This is a genomic window from Bacillus sp. Hm123, from assembly GCF_051842975.2.
Classification (GTDB): Bacteria; Bacillota; Bacilli; order Bacillales; family Domibacillaceae; genus Bacillus_CE.
This window is the reverse complement of sequence record NZ_CM200277.1, coordinates 1,549,181-1,562,537: the sequence shown is the minus strand read 5'-3', so window position 1 is coordinate 1,562,537 and position 13,357 is coordinate 1,549,181. Positions and strand designations below refer to the sequence as shown.

Sequence of the window (13,357 nt, the reverse complement as noted above, 5' to 3'; positions counted from 1 at the left end):
AATGCCTCCCCTTACTTCAATATCGCCCAATCAAGCAATTGTCGTCGAGCTTCCTCATCCAAATTTTTAGCCTGACGAATGACCGCTTCATCAATGGCAGGCAGCTCCAATACGGAATCCACTTTTGTGTCGTGCCAATGAGCCACTCGTTTCGCAATCATGTTAATTTCTAATGGAGTGAATGAGCTAAAGGCATATCGAAGCTCAGGCAACACTTGCAAAAACGTCTCATAGCTAATGTCACTAAGCATTTGTTGAATTCCGTCTAATAACGTTTGATTAGACAACATCATCTCTCTCGAAACCGTCAGCAACCCTTTTAAAAAGGCGGCCGCTTCTGTCACAGCTTCTCCCGTCGCAAACAAATACGACATCGCTTTTTCTACACCTTGTTCTTCCGTCCATTCTTCTAATCCGATAAGCATGCTAACCACCGCACCGGCTATCGCCGGGTTTTGTTCTTTGGCGGCTAAGATTTCCTTCAACTGCACAATAAATAATTCTGTATGTACCGATAACTCACGATCAATGATTAGCGTATAGAACTGTTTCATCGCTTCTACCGCGCGATTTTCATCGTCTTTAGGGACGTTAGCTACGGCCGTCATTAAAGATACAGCCTTTTGAAATGCTTGAATCAGCAACGATTTGATATATGGACTTTGTTCGATATGAAATAAATACGGTTCTTTTACGAGAAAATGAAGATGATGACAAGCATCTACGAGAGAGTAGAAATCTCCATCTTGTTGAATAATTTGTTCAACTGTTGGTAAAACCTGTTTCATTAGCGGTTCAAGCCCGATTAATGCAGCATAGACGAGTTGCTCACACGCCACGTGGCTCTCACTTGAACTTTTTTTTATTCTTTCCATAATCATTTCAGATACCGCTTCGCTAATCGTTCCTCCATAGACAGAATGCTGAATCAATTCCGTTTCCACATGCGGATTCCAGCGGTATTCCCACGTTTCTCGTACTAAATTTGTATCGATACGTTTCACATAATTCGGACCCTTTTTCTTGACGCAGAAGTCCGTATTTAAATAATTCATCGCGTGAAAGAAGCGACTGATTTCACGATGAGATTTTGTTTTTAGCAAATCTAGCACTTTCTCTTGCTTTTGCACCGTTTGAATAGACAGCTTATATTTTTTACATATCGAGTGAAAATCATTAACAATCGGAGGCATATGAAGCGTTTCTTTAACGAGACCGACCTGGTCGCCTATTAATAACTGATCTAACATTTGTAACAAGCGGGAATGCTCATTTTTCGTAAAAGCACTTTTCACCCCGTCCGTTAGCTCATAAAGGCTACATTCTAGCTTGTCTCGTAATCCAGCTAAACCAATCGCCATCCGCATCGCTTCAATGGAATCGGCGGTTGAAACACCGTCTTCTGTTTCTCTTAGTCTCTTACCAAACTTCGCTATATAATATTGAACTGATGCCTCAAGTGGTTGCTTCGTTCTTTTCAATATGTTTTTCCAAACCGTTTGATAATAGGACGGGTAAGGCATACCACTTGCATAGCCATTAAGCTGATGGCATTCCTTATATGTATAAGCCATTAAGTATGTCCCTGTGTCTTTTTCCTTCACTTTTGGCAATGAGAGCTTAGGCAGTGATTCAGACTGTAATCCAATCAGGCCTGAAGTATGAAAGCCACCCGTTACAACGAGAATTCTTTCATATTGCTTCATCGCTTGTTGAATTTCCTGCGCCATAAATTGCTCCCGAGCTAAGCAGCCTTCCGCTTTTAGCATATCTTCCGTGTAGTCATAGCGCGATAAATAACAATAGGCGAGCATATTTTTCACAAATACTTCTGTTGACTGGTAAAGCCCATCGATTTCATATAATTTTTCCCAAAGTTCGTTGAAACTGCGACAGTTTTCTTTTTGGCATAGTGATTGGATAAATCGACTGCGATCTAATAAATAGTCATCATTGTAATTTTTTTTACGATCCTTTTCATGCAGGCCTTTCCCACGTTCGCTATTCAATAAAATTTGTTCATACGGTAAATCAATAAATTTCGCTTCGATATCGAGCTTATGCGCTTGTCGCAACGCTACTAGCTCCGGTGAATAATCTAAAAACGGATAATAGCACGTATATTTTCCTTTGTCCTCATCCAATAATGCCGCTTGATCGGCATAGGAATAATAAACCGCAAAAGGGGCTTGATTGTTTTCATGAACAAGATAAGGAAGCAATTCATTCGCATTCGTCGGCCCTTCAATTAAGATCACTTCAGGTTGGTACGTTTCGATCACTTTTTGCAGGTGATAGGAGCAAGCTGGACTATGGTGGCGTACAGGAAAATAGATCGTTTGCTGATTGTAATTTAACGCTTGCTCATATAGAGCATTTATTTGATCCATTTCTTGGCTTGGTAATACTCGTTCCATAATCCGCCCTCTTTCATACTGCGATCTTTCACAATCGTAGAGAAATAGTTTTTTAGTTTCTTCCGGTCTTCATCATGATCCTTGATGACCGTACCTAACATGTTTTGCACGACTCGATCCATCGTTAAATAACCATCGTCATAATAATACGCACTCATCACACTTTGGAAATAGACCGATACCGCTTCTGCCGTACTCATCACTGCTTCCATTTGGTCCATACGCTTGCCGTCCGCTGTTTGACCTTCACGCAATTCATGAAAAGTGGTCGCTAATAAGTGCGCCGAATCACGATCCAGTTCAACATCTATATTCGTTTGCGCAATTAATTTTTCAACTTCCTTCTCAATAATTTGAACTTCTAACGCTAATTCTTTAATAGGAGAAACAATTTCAAAGTTAAAGCGGCGCTTTAAAGCGCTACTCATCTCATTTACGCCTTTATCGCGAATGTTGGCAGTAGCGATAATATTAAAACCTGGTGTAGCAAATAACACCCCTTCTTCTCCTAATTCAGGAATGGTTAACACTTTATCACTCATCATACTAATGAGACTATCTTGTACTTCAGACGGACAGCGAGTAATTTCTTCTACTCTCGTGATTCTGCCTTTTTCCATTCCAGTGTAAAGAGGGGAAGGGACAAGTGCCTCTTCGGACGGCCCTTTCGCTAACAACAGCGCATAATTCCAAGAGTATTTGATCATATCCTCTGTCGTCCCTGCTGTACCTTGCACAGTGTTTGTACTCGTTCCGGAAATGGCTGTGGCTAACAACTCACTAAGCATCGTCTTTGCTGTACCTGGCTCTCCCGCCAGTAACAATCCGCGATTTCCCGCTAACGTAATAATACAACGCTCAATTAAAGCATCATCCCCAAAGAATTTCTTCTGGATCGTTACTTCTTCACCGTTATAATGTAAAGGCTTGTCGCTCCCTAAAATAAACGCACGCACAGATTTAGGCGACATCTCCCAGTTTTCAGGCTTCGCACCTTGGTCATTCTCCTTCAAAGCTAACAATTCTTTTTCATATTGACGCTCTGGAGGTAATTTCAACATATTTTGATTCGTCATCATTTCCAGTCCTCTCTGCTTCTGAGTAAAAAAGATGAGTCAAACTATATCGTTTATTCGACTCATCTTTTTAATTAGTCATACTTACCAGCTAGCTTCTCGCCACTTTTCAATCAGCTTATCGTACTTTTCTGTTGCTTTGGAAACGTCCAATAAGAGCTCGCTAAATATTCTTTCTGGTACCTTATTCGGCATGATTCGATTTTTGTCCGTTACTTCATCATACACGTAGCTTCCTCGTTCCACCGTTCCAGCTTTATAAAAAATAACTTCTTTCACAACAACGTCATCCATTCCGCCGCCTACATACATACCTGTCATATGCAGTTCCGCACCGTACTCTCCAATCTCTTTATAAAACTCATAGAAGCCACCAGCATCCTGAACGGAGCCTTTACTCCATCCCGCTTTATCGATTCGACCGAGCAGAGCTAAATCACTCATTTGTCTACCAGCAAAGCGAATGATCTCTTTTTGATTCTTCTCCTCTTCTGTAATGATAAAAATTGGGCGATCGAGCTGAGCAATCGGCTGGATGATTTCATAATCTTCAAGCTGTTCTTTCCATTGCTCAATTTCGTCTGCTTCTAAATCGAGTGGATGAACGAGCCCGATGTTTGCTCCTTCTGGAAGCTCGTATTCGTCTTCATCAATCGTATTAAATGTGCCATCATCCATATAGCGAAAACTTTGGACAAGCTCACCTTCCTCATACACACCCCAAATTAAGCCAATGGCAAATGACTGCATAATCACATTGTCAACAAATAACTTCTCCCATTTCTCTGCTTCCCACGTGCGGTTTTTTGACAACGCAGCTTCTAGTCTCGTTTTTTGATTCGTCACGACTGTTTTCAATTGCTTCTTCAGTAACTTGAACTGCTCTCTCGCATCAGTTGCTTTTTGTTCATCATCACTCTTAGCAACTTGAGGTAAATTTTTCACACTCTTGCCGTCTTCTTTAAAGATTTGTAACGTTTGTTCTGGTGTCACCTCCACCGTAAAGGAACGCGGACCATAATCAAACACTCGTTTTCCTTCTTGATCGAATCCTAAAGTTGGAATGAGACGATCCGCTAATTCTTCCGGCGTAATGCCAAACTCTTTTGCTGCCGCTTCTAATGCTTCAGATGCTGCTCGCTTTACTTGCTTATGTTTAATCTTTTGCGCGATTCCATCAGTTATTAGTAACGCCTCGTCACTTCCTTGCAAGGCTAATGCCTTCACAGCTAAGCTGGCAATAGCTCCTCTAGAAGATTTCACCCAATCAGCAATTAACGATGAAAGTTCATGAATGACTCGACTGTCACCAAATTGAGCCGCTAATGATAACACCCATTTGCGCTTCGCTTGTGCCCCGTCAGCAACCCAGCGCAATAATACTTCATATGCGATATCATGTAAGCTTTTCTCTTCAATCCATTCCACTAGCTTTCTTGCAAAGCTATTTAAAGTAACTTCATCCGTATCAGCAAACATCGTTAAAAGTAAATAAACGACATCGTCTGTCAAATCCTCTGTAGGGTCTTTCACCATTAAAGCCGGAAGAGTCTCTGGAGTCACCCACTCTACTTTCGCTTTTTTTCGTTTATTTAAATGTTTCTCACAATATTTAGCTAATGAAGTGATATCTTGCTCTTCTTCTAATTCTTCTACATGGATTGCTTTTGAAATAAGCTCCTTCACCTTATGCGAACGCTCTTTCTCAAACATTTCTTCGAGTGCATGTACCACTTTCTGGTCGGTGTGGTTAGACAGTAGAATGACTGCTTGCTCACGTACGACAGCTTTTTTATGTTGCAACAATGGGAGTACTAATTGTTTGTTGTTTGGACGTTCATTTAATAAGTCGATGACTAGTTGACGAATTCGCTTCGATGAGTCTCCCATTAACTGAATGAGCAACACATCAAACTGATCCGCCTCCCATTGTATTTCTTTCGCTTCAGTTAAAATTAATTCTCTACCATCAACGTCACAAGCTGAAATACCTTCCATGACTTCCTCAATATGCTCCTCAATATACGCACGAACAATTGGCTCGTATTTATCATCATAATTACCAATATTCGCGATCGCAGGTACTGTTACTGTCGCCTCTACTTGCAGCTTGTCTAATATATTGATAATCTCCTGTAATGTACCGTTCGTTAGTTCTTCATAATATCGAGTGAAACTTCTAAAAATATAAGGATCACTACTACTAAGTACAGTCACACAATGGACATACTTCTCAAACAATGGCGATTTTCCCTTTAAAAGCAAAATGCTTCGAATCAAATGGCCCGATAATCGCAACCATTCAAGCTTTGGAACAATTGGCCTTTCCACTTTTCCTTCAATATAGTGAACAAACGAAAGTAGTTGTTCCTCACTCATGTCATCATCTTTTAATTCCGTAATCATTAAAGTTTGCACTTCATCTTCTAATATAGGTAAATATGTCTCTGATTGTCCGCACTCACAAAGCAAAGAAGCTAACACAGCTTTGCTCTGAGGATCAGGTAATTGTAATGCTTTAACAAAAATGTCCGGACTTTGTCGAAATAAACGAAGTCGTTTCGAAAATAATTCATAATCCGAATGTAACGTTTGCTCGGCCAACCAAGCGACATAATATTCTTTCGGTATGTGAAGATCGTTCACTAAACGCTCTAGTTCTTGGAAAAACCCTACTGGTGGGACCGAACGATATTCGAATGTTCTTTCAAAATAATCAAATAAACGATGAATGCTTGCAATACTATCAAGTTCCAGCAACAACTTCAACACACGTGAACTTAACGTGCAATCATCTTTCATATAGTAGTTCAAACTAATTAAGAATTGAAAGGTAAAACTCTCCACACATTTTTTATGTATAGATAAAGAAGTGAGCTCTTCCTCTTGTAACCAATCTGTAACCTGTTTTAATTGTTGTTCTGTAAACTGCATTTCATCTTTAAGAAAAATAGACAAGTTATGCGTGATGCAAGACACGACCCACTCTTCTAGCCCATCTATTTTCATTCCTTTTTTCCATAAAACAGCTCCGATAAGAATTTTCGGTGCATGGTCAGCTTTTTCAAAGGCTCTGCTCATCGCATCACCATCTAGATCACATAAATTTTCTAAACGATTTAAATACTTTTGGTCACCTATTTCATCCCATCCCATCATCTGATTCCCATAATTTAATATGTAATATTCAAATGGGATGTCAGCTTGCTTGAAGTAGGCAAATGTCTTTTTATAATCTCTTCTCATCCAAGTTCGAAATGGCCAAATGTTTAATACGCTCTCTCCTCCAATTGAAAGACAAATCTTTAGAAATCGATTATAGATCTCCTCTCCTTCATAATCATCTAGTGCATAAAATGCTTGACGAAATGAAGAGCTATAATCTTCTATGTCATACTCCTTCTCTTCTTTTAGCTCGTTTAATACTTTTTCAATCTCTGCATCATTTCGCTCGCCAAGTAAATAGTCTTCCAATAAGTCGATGATGGGCTGTTGTAATTTGAAAACTTGTAACGCTTCTACTAATTTATCAATCAGTCTTTCGGATGTTTGCATGTTTATCACTACCTTTGTCTAATTTTTATCTATCGAGATATGAAAGCGAAATTTAAAGGTTAACAGACCTTTCCAGCATTCATTCAACACTACGACAAACAAGAATGTACGTTCTCGTTTTATTGTAATAGTAATAAAATTATAGTTCAAGTAATAACTAGTACTATTTCATAAAAATAGGAAAGCTGCCCCATAGTCCAATCAGACTTATGGAACAGCTCTCTAGTTAAAATTATACTGTATATTCTTATTGATTATGACGAATTGTCGCCTGAGCCGCTGCTAAACGAGCTAGCGGTACACGGTATGGGGAACAGCTAACGTAATCTAAACCGGTTTTATGGAAGAAGTCAACGGAGCTTTTTTCTCCACCATGTTCTCCACATACACCTGTTTTCAGCTTAGCTTTTGTTGCACGTCCTAGCTTCACGCCTGTTTCGACTAATTTCCCAACGCCGTTTTGATCAAGCACAGCAAACGGATTTTCTGGAAGTACTTTATTTTCAATGTACGCCTGTAGGAACTTCCCTTCTGCATCATCACGACTATAGCCGAATGTAGTTTGCGTTAAATCATTCGTACCGAAGGAGAAGAAGTCTGCTTCCTCAGCAATTTCATCGGCTGTTAAAGCGGCACGAGGAATTTCAATCATTGTACCGATCGTGTACGTAATCGTTTGTCCTGTTTCTTCTTGAACCGCATTAGCCGCATCAATGACAACTTGGCGCATTTCTTTAAGCTCATTCACATGTCCAACAAGTGGAATCATCACTTCTGGCTGAGCTGGAATGCCTTTTTCAGCTAATTGAGCGATCGCATAGAAAATTGCTTTCGCTTGCATGTCATAAATTTCAGGATACATCATTCCTAAACGGCAGCCACGAAGACCGAGCATCGGGTTGTGTTCATCTAATTGGCGTACTTTTTTCAGCAACTGCTCTTTTTCTTTTAGTTCTTCCGATTTAGGGTCGACCATTTGTAGCTTAGTGACCTCTACTAGAAGTTCTTCTTTATTAGGTAAGAACTCATGAAGTGGTGGGTCTAGTAGACGAACGGTGACCGGATGACCTTGCATTGCTTCAAAAATACCCTCAAAATCACTTTGTTGCATCGGTAATAATTGTTCAAGTGCTGACTGTCTCTCTTTTGAGTTTTCCGCTAAAATCATTTCTTGCACAATTGGGATGCGTTTACTATCCATAAACATATGCTCTGTACGGCATAGGCCAATCCCTTCCGCTCCAAATTCAAAAGCTTTCTTCGCATCTTCTGGTGTATCAGCATTAGCGCGAACGTTCATTTGACGTACTTCGTCTGCCCAAGTAAGCAATTGCTGAAACTCCTCGGATAGCTCCGGATCAATCATCGGTACTTCTCCAAGCATGATTTCACCCGTTGCCCCATCAATTGTGATGATCTCTCCATAGTAGACAACTTTGTCACCTACAACAAATTGCTTTGCTTTTAAATCGATTTTTAATTCTTCACAGCCACAAATACACGCTTTTCCCATGCCTCTTGCAACAACAGCAGCATGACTCGTCATTCCGCCACGGCTTGTAATAATCGCTTGTGCTGTGACAATGCCGTGAATATCATCTGGCGTCGTTTCAGGACGAACAAGAATCACTTTTTCTCCTTGACTAGCTAATTGCTCTGCCTCATCCGCATCGAAAACAACTTGACCTGTCGCCGCACCTGGAGAGGCTGGTAATCCTTTAGCTAATACTTCTTTCTTGATTGAGTCATCAATTCGACGGTGAAGTAGCTGATTTAATTGATCAGGGTCCACTCGAAGAAGAGCTGTATTTTTATCAATAATTCCTTCTTGTTCCATTTCCACAGCTATACGAATGGCTGCTTGTGCCGTACGCTTTCCGTTACGTGTTTGTAAGATAAATAGTTTTCCACGCTCTACCGTAAACTCGATATCTTGCATTTCTTGATAATGCTGCTCTAATTGATGGCATGTCGCTGTAAATTGCTTATACACATCTGGCATTTCTTGCTCTAAAGTAGCGATCGGCTGTGGGGTACGAATTCCCGCAACAACGTCTTCTCCTTGAGCATTGATTAAATATTCACCGTAAAGAATCGCTTCACCTGTGGATGGATTTCTTGTGAAAGCAACTCCCGTACCAGAGTCATCTCCCATGTTTCCAAATACCATGCTTTGAATATTCACCGCTGTTCCAAGATGATCTGGAATTTTGTTCAGACGACGGTAAATAATCGCGCGCTGATTGTTCCAAGAATTGAACACTGCATTGATTGCAAGGAAGAGCTGTTCTTTTGGATCTTGCGGGAACGCTTTTTTCGTATGCTTTTTCACAATGTCTTTGTAGCCAGCAATGACTTCTTTCCAATCTTCCGCTGTTAATTCTGGATCAGAGGAGTAGCCTTTTTGTTCACGTGTTTCTTCTAATAGCTGTTCGAAGTAGTAAGTATCAATTTCAAGCACAACATTGCTGAACATTTGAATGAAACGACGATAAGAGTCATAAGCAAAGCGCGGATTATTCGTTAATTTTGCCACGCCGACGACCGTTTCATCATTCATCCCAAGATTTAAAACTGTATCCATCATGCCTGGCATCGAGAACACAGAACCAGAACGGACAGAAACAAGCAATGGATTCTCAGCATCTCCAAGCTTTTTCTCCATTTTCTCTTCTAAATGATTGAGAGCTTCTAGTGTTTGCTCTTCTACAACTGAAGGAATCGCTTTACCAAATTCATAGTAAGCATTACAAGCTTCTGTTGTAATCGTAAAGCCAAACGGAACGGGCAAACCGATACTTGTCATTTCCGCTAAATTAGCTCCTTTTCCTCCTAGTAATTCCTTCATATTTCCTTGACCTTCATTAAATAAGTATACAAACTTCTCCATCATTAAAAGCTCCTCTCTTTTTTCAACACATCTAAAATTAATCCTGCTGTCTCTTCTACTGCTTTATTGGATACATTGATGATCGGACAACCGACACGCTTCATAATTTTTTCAGCATAATCTAGTTCACCAAGAATCCGCTCAAAGCTTGCGTAATTCGCTTTTGACCCTAGACCTAATGCCTTGAGCCGCTCCTTGCGTATTTCATTTAATTGACCCGGAGAAATAATCAAACCAATACAATTTTTTCTTGGAATTTCGAATAACTCATCCGGCGGAGATACTTCGGGAACCAGTGGGACATTGGCCACTTTAAACCGTTTATGTGCTAAATACATCGATAGCGGTGTTTTCGATGTACGTGACACACCAATTAACACAATGTCCGCTTGCAAAATGCCTCTTGGATCTCGGCCATCATCATATTTAACGGCGAATTCAATTGCTTCAATTCTCCGAAAATACTCTTCGTCTAACTTTCTCATCTCTCCTGGACTATGATGAGGTTCTTTATTGAACTGTGTCTGAAAAGCATTCATTAATGGATGAAGTAAATCGATGGCAATAATTCCTTCTTCATTTGCTCTTCGGTCTAAATACTCTTTTAAAGCAGGAATCACAATCGTATAAGCAATGATTGAAACTTCTTTACGAGCTAACATAATGATATCTTCAATGTCTTCAATGTCATCTACATATGAACTTCTACGGATGTCTACTCTACTGCCGTTAAACTGCGTTGCTACGGCTTTTACGACAAACTCAGCCGTTTCTCCAACGGAGTCAGAAACAACATAGACCACTTCTTTTCTTTCCAATACTTCAGCAACTCCCCTTAAATGTTATCGTCCTTCTATAATTTCTAAATAGGCTCTTGTAATCGTCGTTTTCGTGATTCGGCCTAGTAGAGAATACTTATTTTTCTTTCCTACTACTTCTTTCACAACAGGCAAAGAATCAATATGTAGGCTGATCATTTTTTTAGCCGCCTCTAACAAAGTATCTTCAGGGCGAATCGTCGTAACATTAGGCATCCTCGTCATAATCACACTAATCGGCAATTCTTGGAGATCTTTATTTCCAAGTGAAGCTCTTAATAAATCCTTTCGTGAAATCACTCCGTCCAAATAGCCCTCTGAATCTACTGCATAAAGCGTGCCGACATCCTCTAAAAATAATTGAACGATGGCATCATATACAGAAGATGACTTCTCAACAACAATTGGGTTTGCTTTGAAATCATTCACCTTTTGTTGAATAAACGGCTCTGCCTGGCGCATCATTTTATATTCTTCATTATAAAAATAGCCTACTCGCGGCCTTGCATCCAAATTGCCTGAACTCGTTAAAACCGCCAGATCGGACCTTAACGCTGCTCTTGAAACAGAAAGTTTCTTCGCAATTTCACTCCCTGTGATCGGGCCGCTATTCTTTACAATTTGAAGAATCTCATCTTGACGATTGGATAGTTTAATCATTACCACCCTCTTTCTAGCAATAAGTGTGCTATATTGTATAACACATTCCACAAAGTGTTATACTTATTTTTATATAATGTAACACATTTATCAAAAATAATAAAAAGAAAATTTGACAATATACAAAAAAATATCAACTAAAAATTTCGACTATTGATTAAAGTAAAGAGAAAAGCCATGTAAAAAGGCATTTGGATACCTTTCTACATGGCTTCTTTAAATCGCCCACTGCTTCGCTTTTTCCATTTCGTTATACATATGATAATATCTTTGTTGATTTTCTATTAATTCATGATGTGTACCAATCTCTTCGATCATTCCCTCGTTTAAGACAACAATTTGATCGGCGTCTTTAATCGTATTTAATCGATGAGCAATAACGAATACTGTTTTATTGGCAGTCAGTTTTTTGATCGCTTTTCTAATTTCTAATTCGTTATCCGCATCAAGAGAAGCCGTTGCCTCATCTAGTAAAATAATAGGAGCATCTTTTAAGATCGCACGAGCAATAGAAATCCGCTGCTTTTCTCCACCGGACAAAGTGGAACCACCTTCTCCGATCATGCTGTCATACTTCTGCTCCAATTGCTCGATAAATTCATGACAATTCGCTAATTTAGCCGCTTCAATCACTTGTTCCTTCGTCGCATTTGGATTGCCAATTTGAATGTTGTTGTAGATTGTATCATTTAATAAATAGACATCTTGAAAGACCATACTAATATGTTTCAGCAATGATTCTGGGTTCGTTGCTCGGATATCTTTGCCACCGATTTTGATCGCTCCTGTTTTCACATCCCAAAATCGTGCCATCAAACTAATAATCGTTGATTTCCCTGAACCTGAAGGGCCAATTAAAGCTGTCATTGTTCCTTCTTTCGCTTTAAATGTCACTTCATTAAGCGTTTGCTCTCCTTCAACATATTCGAAACTAACATGATCAAATTCGATATCATAATGTTCAAAATCTGTTTCTTCATGTGTATATGGCATCGGTCGCTGATTATGCGTTTGAATTAATTTTTCAGAAGCTAGCTTTAAATATTTGAAGCTTCCATATTGCACTGAAAACGCTCTTAACACATTCGTCAATGCAATGCTGATGATCATAAACGTTAAGTATTCAACTTTATCAATACTTCCTCCACTCAGCCTAACTGTTGCGATCAATAATAAAATCGGAAAACTGACATCAACAATTATCTGAAAAATAAGCACATAAGGAACAATTGATACTTCTGTTCGTATACTTTCTTTCTTTAAGTCTCGAAATGATCGTTCCAATCGATCAAACTTATCTCCTGCGATGTTATAAGCCTTAAACACTTGAATTCCATGAAGATATTCGACCATTCGTGAGATGACTTCACTCATGACTTGCTTCTTTTCGTTCCCTATTTTCGCCACTTTCAAGCCGCCCACATAAATAATCGGTAAAGCTAGTAAGATCACGATCAGCTGAATAAATGCCAACTGAACATCAACGAAGAAAGTAATAGCTAAAAGATAAACACTTAGAAAAACCGCTTTGATTAAGTCGCTCGTCGAGTGGGTCAGTACTTTCTCAAAATCCTGTAGATCGTTCGTCATAATGTTCGAGAGTGTACCGATACTATTCTTATTAAAATAACCTAGATTCAATTTACTCAGGTGATCTCCTAAAGAGATACGCATCTTTTCGATCGCTCTCGCTCCTTCTTCCTGTATACCCGTATACCCTTTTACGTTGACGATAATTCTTAAAATAAAAACGACAACCATCACACTCGTATAAGTCATTATTTTCGACATCGTTAACTGCTCTTTAATTAAATCTAACAACACGAAAAATAGCATCGCATAGAAAAACATTTGAAAGATCGTATCGACACTTAATAAAAGAATCGGCTTTCTAAGTTTTTTTCGCTCGTCACCTAATAACAATTTAATATTAGTCAGCAC

7 protein-coding genes are annotated in these 13,357 nt (G+C 39.4%); all 7 read right to left on the bottom strand.

What is annotated here, in order from left to right; genetic code table 11:
- Window positions 1–11 precede the first annotated feature (11 nt).
- Window positions 12–2,417 carry a DUF5682 family protein gene (locus tag ACSVDJ_RS08005; RefSeq protein ID WP_439170521.1) on the bottom strand — a complete coding sequence of 802 codons (2,406 nt, stop codon included), beginning with the start codon at window positions 2,415–2,417 and terminating at the stop codon, window positions 12–14.
- Window positions 2,378–3,496 (bottom strand): ATP-binding protein, encoded by a 1,119-nt coding sequence (locus ACSVDJ_RS08000; RefSeq protein ID WP_439170522.1) that lies wholly within the window; start codon window positions 3,494–3,496, stop codon window positions 2,378–2,380. The genes ACSVDJ_RS08005 and ACSVDJ_RS08000 overlap by 40 nt, the downstream gene beginning before the upstream one ends.
- Window positions 3,497–3,577: 81 nt before the next feature.
- Window positions 3,578–7,048: a DUF4132 domain-containing protein gene (locus ACSVDJ_RS07995; protein WP_439170524.1), complete on the bottom strand. Its 3,471-nt coding sequence runs from the start codon at window positions 7,046–7,048 to the stop codon at window positions 3,578–3,580.
- 247 nt (window positions 7,049–7,295) lie between these two features.
- Entirely contained in the window at window positions 7,296–9,938 is a 2,643-nt protein-coding gene (gene ppdK / locus ACSVDJ_RS07990) for a pyruvate, phosphate dikinase (protein ID WP_439170573.1), read from the bottom strand.
- A 2-nt stretch (window positions 9,939–9,940) separates the two neighbouring features.
- Window positions 9,941–10,756 (bottom strand): pyruvate, water dikinase regulatory protein, encoded by an 816-nt coding sequence (locus ACSVDJ_RS07985; protein ID WP_439170525.1) that lies wholly within the window; start codon window positions 10,754–10,756, stop codon window positions 9,941–9,943.
- A 24-nt stretch (window positions 10,757–10,780) separates the two neighbouring features.
- Window positions 10,781–11,416 (bottom strand): transcriptional regulator CcpN, encoded by a 636-nt coding sequence (gene ccpN / locus ACSVDJ_RS07980; RefSeq protein WP_439170527.1) that lies wholly within the window; start codon window positions 11,414–11,416, stop codon window positions 10,781–10,783.
- 216 nt (window positions 11,417–11,632) lie between these two features.
- Entirely contained in the window at window positions 11,633–13,357 is a 1,725-nt protein-coding gene (locus ACSVDJ_RS07975; RefSeq protein WP_439170528.1) for an ABC transporter ATP-binding protein, read from the bottom strand.

What these genes read in the sequence shown, in the direction of transcription:
- ACSVDJ_RS08005 (WP_439170521.1), bottom strand. Translation starts at nt 2,417, where the DNA reads ATGGAACGAGTATTACCAAGCCAAGAAATGGATCAAATAAATGCTCTA.
- ccpN (WP_439170527.1), bottom strand. Translation starts at nt 11,416, where the DNA reads ATGATTAAACTATCCAATCGTCAAGATGAGATTCTTCAAATTGTAAAG.
- ppdK (WP_439170573.1), bottom strand. Translation starts at nt 9,938, where the DNA reads ATGGAGAAGTTTGTATACTTATTTAATGAAGGTCAAGGAAATATGAAG.
- ACSVDJ_RS07995 (WP_439170524.1), bottom strand. Translation starts at nt 7,048, where the DNA reads ATGCAAACATCCGAAAGACTGATTGATAAATTAGTAGAAGCGTTACAA.
- ACSVDJ_RS08000 (WP_439170522.1), bottom strand. Translation starts at nt 3,496, where the DNA reads ATGATGACGAATCAAAATATGTTGAAATTACCTCCAGAGCGTCAATAT.